At 71.5% G+C, this 15,148-nt stretch carries 8 protein-coding genes and 5 pseudogenes; 6 read left to right on the top strand and 7 right to left on the bottom strand.

Annotated features, from left to right (window positions below; translation table 11 throughout):
• Window positions 1–124: 124 nt before the first annotated feature.
• Window positions 125–964: pseudogene (gene mltG, locus ACFXGX_RS00440) on the bottom strand (endolytic transglycosylase MltG); the annotation flags it as partial.
• 44 nt (window positions 965–1,008) lie between these two features.
• A complete protein-coding gene (locus tag ACFXGX_RS00435) occupies window positions 1,009–2,859 on the bottom strand; it encodes an ABC transporter ATP-binding protein (protein WP_384783043.1) in 1,851 nt (616 codons plus the stop codon).
• An 81-nt stretch (window positions 2,860–2,940) separates the two neighbouring features.
• On the opposite strand from ACFXGX_RS00435, the gene ACFXGX_RS00430 reads away from it, so the two are divergent.
• A complete protein-coding gene (locus ACFXGX_RS00430; protein WP_384783040.1) occupies window positions 2,941–3,396 on the top strand; it encodes a MarR family winged helix-turn-helix transcriptional regulator in 456 nt (151 codons plus the stop codon).
• A gap of 208 nt (window positions 3,397–3,604) precedes the next feature.
• Window positions 3,605–6,550, top strand: coding sequence for an FAD-binding and (Fe-S)-binding domain-containing protein (locus ACFXGX_RS00425; protein WP_384783037.1), 2,946 nt, complete (start codon window positions 3,605–3,607; stop codon window positions 6,548–6,550).
• Window positions 6,551–6,579: 29 nt separating this feature from the next.
• Here the strand turns inward: ACFXGX_RS00425 and ACFXGX_RS00420 are convergent, their stop codons facing one another.
• Window positions 6,580–8,289 (bottom strand): peptide-N4-asparagine amidase, encoded by a 1,710-nt coding sequence (locus ACFXGX_RS00420; protein ID WP_384783034.1) that lies wholly within the window; start codon window positions 8,287–8,289, stop codon window positions 6,580–6,582.
• A 75-nt stretch (window positions 8,290–8,364) separates the two neighbouring features.
• A complete protein-coding gene (locus tag ACFXGX_RS00415; protein WP_384783031.1) occupies window positions 8,365–9,126 on the bottom strand; it encodes a L,D-transpeptidase family protein in 762 nt (253 codons plus the stop codon).
• A 219-nt stretch (window positions 9,127–9,345) separates the two neighbouring features.
• On the opposite strand from ACFXGX_RS00415, the pseudogene ACFXGX_RS00410 reads away from it, so the two are divergent.
• A pseudogene (locus ACFXGX_RS00410) lies at window positions 9,346–9,987 on the top strand (ABC transporter transmembrane domain-containing protein); the annotation flags it as partial.
• Window positions 9,988–10,041: 54 nt separating this feature from the next.
• Here the strand turns inward: ACFXGX_RS00410 and ACFXGX_RS00405 are convergent.
• Both ACFXGX_RS00405 and ACFXGX_RS00400 read right to left on the bottom strand, forming a co-directional pair.
• A pseudogene (locus ACFXGX_RS00405) lies at window positions 10,042–10,416 on the bottom strand (ABC transporter ATP-binding protein); the annotation flags it as partial.
• Window positions 10,413–11,648: pseudogene (locus ACFXGX_RS00400) on the bottom strand (ATP-binding cassette domain-containing protein); the annotation flags it as partial. The pseudogenes ACFXGX_RS00400 and ACFXGX_RS00405, both read right to left, overlap by 4 nt.
• Between ACFXGX_RS00400 and ACFXGX_RS00395 the strand changes: the two are divergent.
• From ACFXGX_RS00395 to ACFXGX_RS00385, 3 genes and pseudogenes are all read left to right on the top strand, one after another.
• Window positions 11,646–13,157: pseudogene (locus ACFXGX_RS00395) on the top strand (ABC transporter ATP-binding protein); the annotation flags it as partial. The pseudogenes ACFXGX_RS00400 and ACFXGX_RS00395 sit on opposite strands and share 3 nt — an antisense overlap.
• Before the next feature lie 213 nt (window positions 13,158–13,370).
• Window positions 13,371–13,841: a DUF5709 domain-containing protein gene (locus tag ACFXGX_RS00390; RefSeq protein ID WP_384783028.1), complete on the top strand. Its 471-nt coding sequence runs from the start codon at window positions 13,371–13,373 to the stop codon at window positions 13,839–13,841.
• Window positions 13,842–13,877: 36 nt separating this feature from the next.
• A complete protein-coding gene (locus ACFXGX_RS00385; protein WP_384783025.1) occupies window positions 13,878–14,153 on the top strand; it encodes a type B 50S ribosomal protein L31 in 276 nt (91 codons plus the stop codon).
• A gap of 89 nt (window positions 14,154–14,242) precedes the next feature.
• On the opposite strand, the gene ACFXGX_RS00380 is transcribed toward ACFXGX_RS00385, so the two are convergent.
• Window positions 14,243–15,037, bottom strand: coding sequence for a metal-dependent hydrolase (locus ACFXGX_RS00380; RefSeq protein ID WP_384783022.1), 795 nt, complete (start codon window positions 15,035–15,037; stop codon window positions 14,243–14,245).
• Window positions 15,038–15,148: the final 111 nt, after the last annotated feature.

The following is a 15,148-nucleotide window of genomic DNA, read 5'->3' as shown; positions in this document are numbered from 1 at the left end:
CGGCGGATGCGACCGCGGGTGACTCGTCCGGCGTGATCGCCGGTGTGACCGCGGGAGAGGCCACGGGCGGGACCGCGGGAGACGCCGGGGACGCGACCGCGGGAGAGTCCGTCCGAGGGAGCGTGGACGAGGCCGTGGGGGACGCGCTCTTGTGGTGCAGCCGGTTGAACTCGGCCACGTTGCGCTGGTGTTCCTTGTAGTCGGCCGTGAAGCGCGTGTCGCCCGGCTTGACCGTGACGAAGTACAGCCAATCGCCCGCGGGCGGGTTGACCGCGGCGCGCATCGCCTCCTCGCCGGGGTTGGCGATGGGCGTGGGCGGCAGGCCCATGCGCCGGTACGAGTTGTACGGACTGTCGAGCCTGGTGTCCGCCTCGCTGGTGCTCAGGGTGGAGCGGTTCAGCGCGTAGTTGATGGTGGAGTCCATCTGCAGCGGCATGCCGCGTGCCAGGCGGTTGTAGACGACCCGGGCCACCTTGCCCATGTCCGCCTCGGTCGCCGCCTCCGCCTGCACGATGCTCGCGACGGTGACCGCCTGATAGACGTTCATCGCGTTGCGCTGCGCGCCCGCCGCGATCGGCGCCCCGTTGAACCGCTTGTTCGCGGTGTCGACCATGAACGTGAGCAGGGACTCGGGGGTCGCCTTCTCGCCGATCGGATAGGTCGCCGGGAAGAGATAGCCCTCGGGGTTGCCCCTGGCGTCGTTCGGAAGCTTGAGGCGGGCCTTCCCCAGGGACTTCTTTGTGGTTCCCACGGGGACCCGGAGAGCCTTGTCGACGGCCGCGTAGATCTGTCCGGAGCGCCAGCCCTCCGGAACGACGAGAGACGTCGGGCCGGCGTCGTCCCCCATGCTCAGCAGCGGCACCGCCACGGCGGTTGCCGCCACGACGGCGCCGGTCGCGATCAGGGCGACCCGGCCCCGGCGCGTCAGTCGGATCGTGCTCCGTGGCGGAGTGTTCGTCTGCATAACGGGCACGGTAACGCGCTAGTGCCCACAAACCCGGCATATCGTCATCTTGTCGGCTCCAGTTGGGCATCCCGGTGGACGAGAGCCGCGTAGCGCCCCTCTTCCGCCAGCAGTTCCTCGTGCGTGCCGCGCTCGACCGCGTGGCCCGACTCGAGGACGACGATCTGGTCGGCGCTCCGGATCGTGGACAGCCGGTGCGCGATCGTGAGCGTGGTGCGGTTGGCCGACAGGGCGTCGATGGCCTCCTGGACGGCATGCTCCGTACGGGTGTCCAGGGCGCTGGTCGCCTCGTCCAGGATGAGCACGGGAGGGTCGCGCAGGATCGTCCGGGCGATGGCGAGGCGTTGCTTCTCGCCGCCCGAGAACCGGTGGCCGCGTTCACCGACGACCGTGTCGTACCCGTCGGGCAGCGACGCTATGTGGTCGTGGATCTGGGCTGCCCGCGCCGCCGCGTGCAGTTCCTCTTCGGTGGCGTCCGGCTTGGCGAAGCGCAGGTTCTCGGCGACCGAGGCGTGGAAGAGGTACGTCTCCTGGGAGACGACGCCGACCGCGCGCGCGAGGGTGTCGAAGTCCAGGTCCCGGACGTCGACCCCGTCGAGGGTCACCCGTCCGCCCGTGACGTCGTACAGCCGGGGCACCAGATAGCTGAGCGTCGACTTGCCGGAGCCGGTCGGACCGACGACGGCGAGGCTGCCACCTGCCGGGACGGTGATGTCGATGCCGTCGAGGATCGGGGTGCCCTTGTCGTCGTAACGGAACTCGACGTCCTCCAAACGGATCTCGCCCTTGACCTGGTCGAGGTGGACCGGGTTCTCGGGCTCGGTGATGTCGATCGGCAGGTCCAGGTACTCGAAGATGCGCTGGAACAGCGCCAGCGACGTCTGGATCTGCACACCGGTGGACAGCAGGCTGACCGTCGGCCGGAACAGGCCCTGCTGGAGCGAGACGAAGGCGACGAGCGTGCCGATCGATATGGAGGGTCCGCCGAGCTGAAGGGCCACGCCCGCGGTCCAGTAGATGAAGGCGGGCATGCCGGCCATGACGATGCCGATGACGGACATCCGCCAGCGCCCCGCCATGTTCGACCTCACCTCGAGGTCGACGAGGCCTTCGGACTCCTCCGCGAAGGACTTCGTCAGCGAGTCGGCCCGGCCCATGGTGCGCCCGAGCAGGATGCCGCTGACGGACAGCGATTCGGTGACGGTGGCGGCCATCGCCGCCATCTGCTTCTGGCGCTGGGTGGTGATCCTCTTGCGTTCGTCGCCGACCCGGCGGCTGATCCACACGAAGGCCGGCAGCAGAAGCAGGGAGACGACGGTCAGGCGCCAGTCGAGGGCCACCATCGCGACGATCGTGGCGATCACGCTCGTGAGGTTGGAGACCAGCGAGGTGGCGGTGGACGTGACGGTCGCCTGCATGCCGCCGATGTCGTTGGCGATGCGGGACTGGACCTCGCCCGTGCGCGTCCTGGTGAAGAAGGCGAGCGACATGCGCTGGAGACGGCCGTAGACCGCCGTACGCAGGTCGTGCATCACACGCTGGCCGACGGTCGTGGAGATCAGTGTCTGCAGGACACCGAAGACACCGCTGAGGACGGCGCTCGCGATCATGCCGAGCGCGAGCAGGGTCAGCAGGCCCGTACGCCCTTGAGGGATCGCGGTGTCGAGGATCGCCTTCAGCAGGAAGGGCGTGGCGACGCCCACGAGGGAGGCGGCGCCGACCAGCAGGCCGACGATCGCGAGGCGGCCGCGGTAGGGCCGGAAGAGGCTCAGGATGCGGCGCACCTGCCGTGGCTCTTGCCTGTCGACAGGTGGCGGGCTCCAGGTGGACTGTTCGGGACGCAATGGACTCCTAGGGAGACGGGAGGACAGAGGTGCCGATGACGACAAGGACATCGACAAGGACCCGACGACTGACGGACCCCAGCTCATTGTTACCTATACTCACAATGAACGGCATCCTGATATTGTTCCCGCATGAGCACCCCCGATGCCGACGGCCTGCTCGCCGAGCAGTTGCTGCGTCTGACGCGACGCGTGCACCGCATCCAGAAACGCCATCTGGAGCAGCGCGAGCTGGGCATCACCCCTGCCCAGTCCCGGCTCCTGCGGACCCTCGCGCACTACGCCTCACCACCCCGTATGGCCGATCTCGCGGAGCGCCTCGAAGTGGTGCCGCGTGCCGTGACCACGCTGGTCGACGGCCTGGAGGCGAGCGGCAAGGTGCGCCGGGTGCCCGATCCCACCAACCGCCGGGTGATCCGTATCGAGGTCACGGACGAGGGGCGCAAGGCGCTGCGCGAGCTGCGCGCCGCGCGCCGCGGCGCCGCGGAGGAGATCCTGGCTCCATTGACGGACGAGCAGCGCGAGGTGCTCGGCGGGCTGCTGGACACCTTGGTGGACGGCATGCCGAGGATGGACCACCGGTGCTGAACGGGCTCGGGACGGTGCGTCGCCGCTGAGGCGACTCAGGGCGGAGCGGACGCTACCGGGCCGGACGCGCCCGACGCCGGGCGGCCGGGTACGAGGCCGGGTGGGCCGGGTACGAGGCCGGGCGGCCGGGTACGAGGCCAGGCGGGCTGGGTACGACAGGCACATCGCGCCGCCGTCGGTCAGCCGAGCATCTGAGGAGTGATCCGCCGTGCCTCTGCTGGAGCCCGACCCCGACACACTGCGTCCCGGCGCGCGCCCCGACGCCCCGGCGGCCGACCGGGTCCCGGAGGACCGGGCCGACGGCACTCCCGAGCCCCTGCGCGGCGACCTGATCGCCCTGCTCGGCGCCGACAAGGTGCTGACCGGGATCTCCGACCTCGTGCGCTACGCCTCCGACGCGAGCCCCTACCGCTTCGTGCCGCGGGTCGTCGTGGTCCCCGAGGACCTCGACGACGTCTCGGCGGTGCTCTCGTACGCCCACGGCAAGGGCCGCGAGGTGGTGTTCCGCGCGGCCGGGACCTCGCTCAACGGCCAGGCGCAGGGTGAGGACATCCTCGTCGACGTGCGCCGGCACTGGACGGGCGTCGAGGTCCTCGACGGCGGAGCGCGGGTCCGGATCGCGCCGGGCACGACCGTCGCCCGCGTGAACGCCGCGCTCGCCCGGCACGGGCGCGTGCTCGGCCCCGATCCGGCGAGCGCGGTCGCCTGCACGATCGGCGGCGTGGTCGCGAACAACGCCTCCGGTATGACGGCGGGCACCACCCGCAACGCGTACGTCACTCTGGCCTCGCTCATGTTCGTGCTGCCGTCCGGCACGGTCGTCGACACCGCGGAACCCGACGCCGACGAACGGCTGGCCCTGGCGGAACCGGACCTGTGCGCAGGACTCATGGAGCTCAAGACCGAGATCGAGGCGGACGCCGGGCTGGTCGACCGCATCCGCGCCAAGTACGCGATCAAGAACACCAACGGGTACCGCCTGGACGCGTTCCTCGACGGCTCGACGCCGGTCGGGATCCTGCGCGGTCTGATGGTCGGCTCGCAGGGCACCTTCGGCTTCATCTCGGAGGTCGTCTTCGACACCCTGCCGCTGGACCGCCGGGTCTCCGCGGCGCTGCTCTTCTTCGGCTCGCTGCCGGCCGCGGCCGCCGCCGTGCCCCTGTTCACCGCCGCCGGCGCCGCGGCCGTCGAGCTGATGGACGGCAACACCCTGCGTGCCTCGGTGGCCGTCGACGGCGTACCCGGGGACTGGGCCGGTCTGCCGGGTCCGACGACCGCGCTGCTCGTCGAGTTCCGAGCCCCGGACGAGGCGACACAGGAGACGTACGAGGAGCGGGCCCGCGCGGTCCTTGAGGGGCTTTCCCTGGTGTCGCCCGTGCCCTCGGTCACGAACTCCCTCACCCGTCACCAGCGGACCGTCGCCGGCTACTGGAAGGCGCGCAAGGCGTTCGTGACGGCGGTCGGCGGCGCGCGTCCGTCCGGTACGACGCTGATCACGGAGGACTTCGCGGTACCGCCCGAGCGGCTCGCCGAGGCCTGCGAGACGCTGCTGGAACTCCAGACCCGGCACGGCTTCGACGCCGCCGTCGCGGGCCACGCCGCCCACGGCAACCTGCACTTCCTGCTGGCCTTCGACGCCTCCCGGCCCGCCGACGTGGAACGTTACGCGGCCTTCATGGACGCGTTCTGCCGGCTCACGGTCGAACGCTTCGACGGCTCGCTCAAGGCCGAACACGCCACCGGACGCAACATCGCGCCCTTCCTGGAGCTCGAATGGGGACCCAGGGCGACGGAGTTGATGTGGCGCACGAAGCGGCTGATCGACCCGGACGGCGTGCTCGCCCCGCGCGTCGTGCTCGACCGCGATCCTCGTGCGCACGTACGGGGTCTCAAGACCATCCCGCGCATCGAGTCGATCGCCGACCCGTGCATCGAGTGCGGCTTCTGCGAACCGACCTGCCCCAGCCGGGACGTGACGACGACACCGCGCCAGCGGATCGTGCTGCGCCGCGAGTTGATGCGCCAGGCAGACGGCTCGCCCGTGGAGAAGGGGCTCCTGGAGGCGTACGGATACGACGCCGTGGACACCTGCGCGGGCGACTCCACCTGCAAACTGGCCTGCCCGGTCGGCATCGACACGGGCGCCCTGATGAAGACGTTCCGGCACGCCCGGCACACGCCGCGCGAGGAGAAGGCGGCCGCGCTGGCCGCGCGGCACTTCCGGGTCCTCGAGGCCTCCGCCCGGCTGGCCGTCGCCGCCGCGGACCGGATCGGCGACCGGCGGGTGAACGCCGTGACACGTGCGGTCCGCAGGGCCGTACGCCCCGATCTCGTGCCCGAGTGGCTGCCGCGCATGCCCGGAGCCGCCCCCTCCGCGCTGCCCCGCACCGCGCGCGTGGGTGCCGTCGCCGTCTACTACCCGGCCTGCGTCAACCGCATCTTCGGCGGCCCGGGAGACGTGTCCCTCGCGCGGGCCGTCGTCGTGGTCTCCGCACGCGCGGGAAAACCGGTCTGGATTCCGGACGATGTGCGCGGAACGTGCTGCGCGACGATCTGGCACTCCAAGGGGTACGACGCCGGCAACGCCGTGATGGCCAACCGCGTCGTCGAGGCGGCCTGGGGCTGGACCGCAGGCGGCAGACTGCCGCTCGTCGTGGACGCCTCGTCGTGCACACTCGGCATCGCGCGCGAGGTCGTACCGTATCTGACCCCGGACAACCGGGAGTTGCACGCCGAGCTTCGGGTCGTCGACTCAGTGGTGTGGGCGGCGGAGGAACTCCTCCCCCACCTCACCGTGCACCGCACCCTCGGCTCCGCGGTCCTCCACCCGACCTGTTCCATGCGGCACTTGGGCGACGAGGCCGAACTGCGCGCGGTGGCCGAGGCCTGCGCGGACGAGGTGGTGGTGCCCGACGACGCCGGGTGCTGCGCCTTCGCGGGCGACCGCGGCATGCTCCACAGGGAGCTCACCGAGTCGGCCACCCGCGAGGAGGCGGCGTACGTGACCTCACGCGACTTCGACGCGCATCTGTCGGCCAACCGCATGTGCGAGGTGGGCATGGATCACGCGACGGGCCGCTCCTACCACTCCGCCCTGCTGGCGCTGGAGCACGCGACCCGCCCCGGCGCCGGACCGGCCGACCGGTCTCCCTGAGCGGGCCGGCCCTCAGGCGTCGGCCGGGCTCAGCAGCGCACGCGATCCTGTGTGAGCGTCCCTTGCACGGTGACCAGGGAACGGTCGTAACAGCCGGCCGAACCATGGCTCCGATAGCGCTCGCTCGTCGTGGCGACCGCGTGACGCTGGTCGCGCGGCACACCGGTCGTGTAGGTCGCGTCGCCGGTGTAGGTGTCGTCGAGCCGTGACCGGGTGGTGGGCCTGGCGCCCGACTCCTCGGTCACGGTGGCCCGGTCGCCGAGCGTCAGCACGGTCCGCAGCCGGTCGTCGGCGCCGACGGTCGTCGTGCCGTCCATCGTGTACGTGCGCCGGGTGCGCGTCGTCGTAGCCGGTCCGCGTCCGTCGACGGTCACCACCTCGTCGTCGGTCCACGTCGCCTTGAGGCCGTCGGTGCTCTCCCCCTCGGTCCAGCGGTGGGTGGAGTTGTTGGCGAGTTCCCGGCTGACCGTCGTCAGCACCCGGCCGTGCGAGGTGTCGAGATACCCGGCGACCGTCAGCCGGTGCCCGCCCGTGGTATCGACGCGGTTCTCCGAACCGGGTGTGTACGTGGTCGAGTCGGCGAGACCGCCCGCCTCGGCCCGGACGAGCCCACCGCTCACATGGGCGCGCCCAGCGTCCTGTCGGACCAGCACGTTGACGGGCAGACTCCAGCCGGTCCGCCCCTCGGGAACGCCCACGACGGAGACGTCGATCCGGTGTGGGCGCCCGTCGTTGAGGAGTCCGGCGAACGGGGTCAGGTCGTACTCGACGGGTCTGACCTCGAAGGCCCGGGGCCCCGGAATCACGTACCAGAGGAAGGGGTTGGACCAGCCTCCGGTCCACACGGTCGGGAACGGCTCGGCGATTCCGGCGAGCCGGCCGTCGACCTTGATCTGCACCTCACGGTAGGGGCCGTCGCCGGCCTTGCAGGAGTACGGTGCCGCGTCCGGGACCGTCATGTACCAGACCTCCTCGCAGCCGCCGCCGGACCCGGTCGCGTACACCTCGGCGATCACGCGCTCACTGTTGCGCGGGGTCGTCAGGGTGCCGTCCTGGAGGGTCAGGACACGGTCGGGGGTCACGGCCGGCCTGCCCGCGTAGAACGTCAGCGTGGCCTTGACGTCGAGAACCCCGGTGTACGTGTCGTCGACGACGTTCCCGATGAGCATCTCGACGTCCTGGCTCCGCCGGAACGTGTCGCTGTAGCGCGTCACATCGGTCTCGACGGACCACTCGATCCCGTCGGGCGACGGCTCGGGCGTGGACGTACGGAGAATCTCCACCCCGCCGACGTGCAGATAGCCGAGACGGTCGAACTGACGCCCCTTGACCTTGCCTTCGAGCCGGAGCACGACCTCGCTCCAGCGGTCGCCGCAGCCCGACGGCGGGGTGTAGGTCCCGGTGTAGGGCGTGAAGTCGCGGAACCGCGCCTCGGCGAGCGTCACTTCGCAGGACTTCGCGGACGGCCTGCCGACGGGCGGGGCGGCGGTGACGGGGTCGTGCCAGTCGCTGCCGAACTCGGCGGGCACGTCGGCGGACCGGGCGACGGGCGCGGACGCGCTGTCCGCGGCGGACGCGCTGTCCGCGGCGGACGCGGTGGAGGCCTCGGTCGCTGTGGAGGCCGCGGACGTGCGATCCGTGACGGGCGCGGTGGCCGCCGGAGCCGGGCCGGCCCCTAGGAGGGTGCTCGCCGCTAACAGCAACCCGGCGAGCATGGACATGATGACCGGTCTCTTCATGTGCGGTGTTCTACGGGGCGGTCGAGCCGTCCGCAATGGCACACCAGCGCTCCCCGGCCAACGCACCCGGGTCCGCTAAGCCTTCAGATCCGCCTTGTCGCCCATCACCACCACGGGATGCTGCCGCGGGTCGAGTGTGCGCAGGAGGTACTCCATGCCCTCCTTGGGCAGACTCACGCACGCCGAAGTGCCGCTGCCGTGGTCCATGTGCAGCCAGATACCGCCGCCCTTGTCGTCGCCCCAGGGCCGGGTCGGATCGTCCGGCGGATTGCCCTCGATGCGGTTGTAGTCGATGGCGATGACGTAGTCGAAGTCGTGCCAGTACGCCTCGGGCCAGTCGTGCGGAGCCTGGTACGTCTCCGACTGCGCGTACGGCAACAGGGCACCCGGGTCGTCGAGCACGCCACCGGCGTCGCTGAGCGTGAACACACCGACGGGGCTGCGCTTGTCGTCCTCGTGATGGTCGGTGGTCCAGCCCTTCTTCCCGTTGTGCGCGGCCCAGACGCTCGTCTTCTCCCAGGCCGTACCGGACTTCGTGTACAGCACGGCCGTGGAGTCCGCGGAGTCCTTGCCCTCGCCGTACACCGCCAGGACCTGCCGCGAGTCGGAGGGGATCTGCCCCTGGAGCCGGTCTCCCACGTCGGGGATGCGCGTCGGGTCGACCGCGGGCGCACTCGTACGAGCGACCTCACCGCGGGGTCCCGAGTGGCCCTTCGCACCGCTGCCGCTGCCGCTGCCGCTTCCGCCCTCCGCGCCACCGCAGGCCGAGAGAGCGAGCACGACGGCCCCGCAGACCATGGCCGCGAGCCCCGTACGCATCGCACCGTTCTTTCGCATGTCGTCCATACTCGCATCACGTATCGGGCGAATCGCCCTTCTCTCTCGTACCGGCCAGTCGCTGCCACCTCGGTCCGGTTCCTTGCGACGGGACGTAAAACCGTTTGCTTTCGACCACGCTGCGACGCGAACCTGTCACGGTTTGCTGCCGGCCCCGGCCCGGCCGGCTGCCGACATCCGGAACACTCTCCATCGCCTGACACGAGCCACTGGGACGTCATGCAGATCCAAGACCTTCCGTATCCCGACCCGGGTGTGCCCGACGCGCGCTCAGGTCCCCGATTCCTGTGGTGGCTCGGGCGGAATCAACTCGGCGGACAGTTCAAGGCCCTGGCCTGGGGTCTGCTGCACTTCCTCGCCGTCTCCGCGCTGCCGTTCTGCGTCGGTCTGGCCGTCCAGTCCGTCATCGACCGCTCCGGCACCCGGCTCGCCCTGACCGGCGCGCTGATGGCCGTGTGCGGCGCGTGCATCGCCGTCGGCGAGCTCATGCTGCACCGCACCGCGGTCACCAACTGGATCACCGCGGCCGCGCGCGTCCAGCAACTGCTGGCCCGCCGGACCGCCCTGCTGGGCTCCGCCCTGACGCGGCGCGTCGCGGCGGGCGAGGTGGTCTCCGTCTCCACCGGCGACGTCGAGAAGATCGGCTGGTTCGTGGAGGGCGTGTCCCGGTTCTCGGCCGCCGCCGTGACGGTCGTGGTGGTCTGCGTGACCCTGGTCGTCTACCAGCCGGCCCTGGGCGTGATCGTCGCCGTGGGCGTACCCGTGCTGGCGTTGGCCGTACTGCCGCTGCTGCCCCGGGCCACCCGGCGTGCCGACTTCCAGCGGGAGAAGGCGGGCCGTGCCACCGAGCTGGCCTCCGACACCGTGGCGGGCTTGCGGGTGCTGCGCGGCATCGGCGGCGAGGAGCTCTTCCTCGACCGACCGTACGAGGAAGTCCTCGCGCAGGTCGGCCAGCATCCGCTCGCCGAGCATGGCACCGCGCAGCCGCACCTCCCGCACGAACACGGCCTGGACGACGAGCGCGACGACGAAGAGGGCGGCGGTGGCCTCCAGATGGAGGTCGCGCGCGTGGTCCGAGACGCGTTCGACCACCGAGCCCAGCAGATAGGGCCCGGCCATCGAGGCCACGACGGCCACGGTGTTGACGGCGACCAGGAGCAGGAAGGCTCCGCGGTGCCGTCGGAACAGTTCGCTCACGTAGGCGCGCACGGTCGCGGGCGCGCCGACGGGCAGCGTGTTCGCCGTCGTCGGAGCGGCCGGGTCGTACGCCGGTGGGGCCACGCCGATCATGCGGTCTCCTCGATCTCTTCCAGTACGCCGTCGAGAACGGCCTCGTCGTCCGCGGTCACCGTGCCGAGAGCGGTTTCGTCGTTCACGGTCACCGTGCCGAGGGCGGCCTCACCGTCAGAGGCCACCGCGACGAGTGCGGTCCGGTTCGCGGCCTCGGCGGCGGTCTCTTCCTCGGTCTCGCGGGTCACCACTGCCCGGTATCGCGGTTCGCTGTGCACCAGTTCGCGGTGCGCGCCGACCGCGACGACCTCGCCCTCGTGGACCAGGACGACCCGGTCCGCGTGGTCCAGGAGCAGCGGTGAGGAGGTGAAGACCACGGTCGTGCGTCCGGTGCGCAGGGAGTGCACTCCGTCGGCGATCCGGGCCTCGGTGTGCGAGTCCACCGCGGACGTCGGTTCGTCCAGCACGAGTACCTCCGGGTCCGTGATCAGGGACCGGGCCAGTGCGAGCCGTTGGCGCTGGCCCCCGGACAGGGAGCGCCCGCGTTCCGTGACGCGCGCGTCCATCGGATCCTCGGTGTCGAACGAGCCCTGGGTGAGCGCGTCCAGCACGTCGCCGCACTGGGCCGCCGACAGGGCGGCCTCGGCGCTCACGAGACCCGACGCCGGTACGTCGAGCAGCTCGCGCAGACTGCCCGACAGCAGCACCGGGTCCTTGTCCTGGACGAGGACGGCGGTGCGGGCGCATTCCAGGGGCAGCTCGTCCAGCGGTACGCCCCCGAGGACCGCCGAGGTGCTCCTCGGCCCGTCCTCGACGCGACCCCCGTCGCCCCGTTCTGAGGGGTGGCCGCCGAGCCGCTCGGCCAGCAGCCCCGCAGCGTCCGGGTCCCCGCACACCACGGCGGTGAAGCGGCCCGCGGGAGCGAGCAGACCGGTCACGGGGTCGTACAGGTCGCCGCGCGGTGCCTCTGCGGCGAGGGAGCCACCGCTGTCGATGGCCCGTTCCAGGGACAGCACCCGGGCCGCGCGCTTGGCCGACGGACGCGAGAAGGAATACGCCATGGCGATCTCCTCGAAATGCCGCAAAGGGTAGGTGAGCAGCATGACGGCGCTGTACACGGTCACCAGTTCACCGACCTCGATCCGGCCGTCCCGGGCCAGTTCGACACCGCGCCAGACGACGGCGATCAACAGCAGACCGGGCAGCAGCACCTGGATCGCCGAGATCACCGACCACATGCGCGCGCTGCGCACGGCGGCCCGGCGCACCTCCTGGGAGGCGCGGCGGTAGCGGTGGGTCTGCCTCCCGGCGTCCTGGAAAGGGCCGGGACGGGCGACCTGCTGTCCCGCATCACCACGGACATCGACCGGCTCGCCAACGCGATGCGCGAGGCCGTCCCGCAACTGGCCATCGGCGTGGTGTGGGCGGCACTGCTCCTCGGCGGACTCGCCGTGACCGCCCCCGTGCTCGCTCCCGCCGTCCTCGTGGCCGTTCCGGTGCTGGTGATCGGCTGCCGCTGGTACTTCAAACGGGCACCCGCCGCCTACCGCTCGGAGGCGGCCGGCTACGCCGCCGTCGCCGCCGTCCTCGCCGAGACGGTCGACGCCGGGCGCACCGTCGAGGCGCACCGCCTGGGCAGGAGCCGCATCGAGCTGTCGGACCGCCGCGTCCGGGAATGGACGGCGTGGGAGCGCTACACGCTCTGGCTGCGGTCGGTTCTCTTCCCGGTCGTCAACATCACGCATGTGACGGTGCTCTGCTCGGTCCTGATGATCGGCGGGTGGCTCGCCCTCCAGGGCTGGATCGGGGTGGGCCAGCTCACGACGGGCGCGCTGATCGCTCAGATGCTCGTCGACCCGGTGGGCCTGATCCTGCGCTGGTACGACGAGCTGCAGGTCGCCCAGGTCTCGCTGGCGCGGCTGGTCGGTGTCCGGGACATCGAGCCCGCCGCGGGCGACCCGGCCGTGAAGCCCGAGGGACGCGACGTCCACGCGGACCGGGTGCACTTCGGCTACCGCGCGGGGGTGGACGTGCTCCGGGAGGTCACCCTGGCGGTGCCGCCCGGCACCCGGCTCGCCCTGGTCGGCCCGTCCGGCGCGGGGAAATCCACCCTGGGAAGGCTGCTCGCCGGGATCTACGCGCCCCGGGACGGCCGCATCACCCTCGGCGGCGCCGAGCTGTCCCGGATGCCCGCGGAGGAGGTCCGGGCGCACGTTGCTCTGGTCAACCAGGAGCACCACGTCTTCGTGGGCTCCCTGCGCGACAACCTGCTGCTCGCCGTGCCCCACTCCCGGCAGCACCAGGACGAGGAGCAAGATCAGGAGCAGGCTCAGGGGCAGAAGCAGAAGCAGAGGCAGAGGCAGCAGGCTCCGGGCGAAGGCGCCGCCTCCATGGACGCCCGGCTCTGGGCGGCTCTCGGCGCGGTCGACGCGGCCGGCTGGGCGCGGGCGCTGGACGACGGTCTGGACACCGAGGTCGGCTCGGGCGGGTTCGCGCTCACTCCGGCCCAGGCCCAGCAGATCGCGCTGGCCCGGCTGGTCCTGGCCGACCCGCACACCCTGGTCCTGGACGAGGCGACCTCGCTCCTGGACCCGCGGGCGGCCCGCCATCTGGAACGCTCGCTGGCCCGCGTCCTCGAAGGCCGCACTGTCGTCGCCATCGCCCACCGTCTCCACACCGCTCATGACGCGGACGTCATCGCCGTCGTCGAGAACGGCCGCATCAGCGAGCTCGGCAGTCACGAGCAACTGGTCGCGGCGGACGGCGCGTACGCGGCGCTGTGGAGGTCCTGGCACGGGTGAGCGAGGTACCCGGCCGGGGCCCGTGGCGCTGCTGGTCGGCCCCTGTGGCGTTGCGCGGTGCCGAAGGGGGGTGGAAGGCTGGATGTGGGCACCCGCTCGGGGGACTCCTGGGAACCAACCGGTTCCCGGGGATCGACGCCTGTGTCCTCGGGTCCGCGCGCCCGCCGTCGAACACGGCGGCTCCGGTCCCGTCCGCACCCCCTGGAGGTACCTGTGGACAGCGCCGACGGATGGGGAGACGACGTCTACCAGCCCGACGGATCCGAGGTACAGGACGACGCGGGGCTGCTCGACGCCGAGGACACACTGGTCACGGACGGTGTGAGTGACCCCCTCGACCGCGGCTGGTCGCCGCCGGACCGGCCGTGGGCGGTGGAGCACGACGGGGTGACCGCCTCGGAGCGCCGTGCGGGCGAGACCCTGGACCAGCGCCTCGCCGACGAGCTGCCCGACGTCGCCGGATCCGACGGCGACGGCATCGGCGACTGCGAGGGCACCGATGGGGAGCCCATCGACAACGAGGTGGGTGCCCTCCGCTCGGGCCGTCTGGTGGCCCCGAACGAAGGCGCGCACGAGGACGAGGAGAGCGGGCTCATCGCCACGGACATCGGCATCGACGGTGCCGCGGCCTCGGCGGAGGAGGCCGCGATGCACATCGTCGACGAGGACGCCGTGTCCGGCTGACCGGTACGCCCCCCGCTTCTTTCCCAAGGAGTCGCCATGCAGAAGGACAAGCAGCCCGACTACCGCCCCGTGGTGTTCCGCGACCGTGCCGCCGGCTACGCGTTCCTCACGCGCTCCACCGCCACGAGCGACCGGACCATCGACTGGGACGACGGCGAGACCTACCCGGTCGTGGACGTCGAGATCTCCTCCGAGAGCCACCCCTTCTACACCGGCAAGGCCCGCACAGTGGACTCCGAGGGCCGCATCGCCCAGTTCGAGCGGCGCTTCGGAAGCGGAGAGCAAGGGTCCGGCGCAGACAAGGACGGCTGACCGAGCCGGGCGCCCTCTGCCGAGCCGAAGGCACCCGCACAGCCGCGAAGGAGCCGCACGCCGCTGACGCGGCCCAGGCGGCGCCGGACTCAGATGAAGTTCAGCGCGGCCGCGCAGCCCACGGCGCCCAGCAGCATGAACACCGGCGTCAGCACCTTGAGCTCGACCCAGCTGCCCGCGCGGAAGCGCATCACCTTGGGAGGACCTATCGGGTACCAGCGCTTGCGGCCGATCGGGATGGGCCACAGGATCGGGCAGCCCGACACCGTCAGCGCGTCCCCGATGTCGTGCACCAGGGCCCCGAGGATGACCGGCAGACCGAGCCAGAGGTACTCCTGGCCCGGCGCGGTGAACAGCCAGTCCGAGCCGTTGCCCGGCTTGTCCAGGGTCTGCGCGAGGATCCAGGAGGTCGTCGCGGCGAGCAGCCAGACCAGGACGTTGCTGCTCGAACCGCGGGCGGCTCGCCACAGCAGACCCTCGATGGCGAGCACCATGTGCACGAAGAGGATGCCGAGGACCGCCCAGCGACCACAGGTGATCGCCAGGACCGCCGTGCCCGATCCGACCGCCACCGCCCACACCCAGGTGTGGGTCAGCGTCCGGTGTCCGCCGCTGCGCCGGGGGTCGCCCGGCTTGCGGGTCCCCTTGTAGGCGGCGTAGGAGAGCTTGTCGACGATCTCGCACAGCCTTCGCGACACCGGTCCGAAGGCGTTCGAGATGGTGGCGGCGTGGTGGTCCAGATCCGGGGCGAGAGCTGCGCCGGCGCAGATCAGGGCGCCGACGAGCAGGACCGGCCAGGGCATGGCATGGCCGGCCGCGGCGGCCGCCGCTCCGACGCCGAGCCAGGCCGCGGCCCCCGACAGTGAGTGTGCTGGTCCCATCATGGCCGTTCCCCGCCCCATTTCTCTTGCAACGCTGTCCAGTTGCCCGTGCACGCTGACGCGTCACCGGCGCCACAGCGTAGCGGTCGTGATCTTCCCTCGAACATCCGATTC

Origin of the sequence: Streptomyces sp. NPDC059371 (assembly GCF_042751995.1) — a bacterium.
Lineage (GTDB): Bacteria > Actinomycetota > Actinomycetes > Streptomycetales > Streptomycetaceae > Streptomyces.
Note: the sequence above shows the minus strand (reverse complement) of the source record. Positions and strands in the feature narration are given on the sequence as shown.

Excerpts from the sequence above, each read along its gene's own strand:
- ACFXGX_RS00430 (WP_384783040.1), top strand. The coding sequence starts at position 2,941 with ATGAGCACCCCCGATGCCGACGGCCTGCTCGCCGAGCAGTTGCTGCGT.
- ACFXGX_RS00385 (WP_384783025.1), top strand. The coding sequence starts at position 13,878 with ATGCAGAAGGACAAGCAGCCCGACTACCGCCCCGTGGTGTTCCGCGAC.
- ACFXGX_RS00380 (WP_384783022.1), bottom strand. The coding sequence starts at position 15,037 with ATGATGGGACCAGCACACTCACTGTCGGGGGCCGCGGCCTGGCTCGGC.
- ACFXGX_RS00420 (WP_384783034.1), bottom strand. The coding sequence starts at position 8,289 with ATGAAGAGACCGGTCATCATGTCCATGCTCGCCGGGTTGCTGTTAGCG.
- ACFXGX_RS00415 (WP_384783031.1), bottom strand. The coding sequence starts at position 9,126 with ATGCGAAAGAACGGTGCGATGCGTACGGGGCTCGCGGCCATGGTCTGC.
- ACFXGX_RS00435 (WP_384783043.1), bottom strand. The coding sequence starts at position 2,859 with ATGTCCTTGTCGTCATCGGCACCTCTGTCCTCCCGTCTCCCTAGGAGT.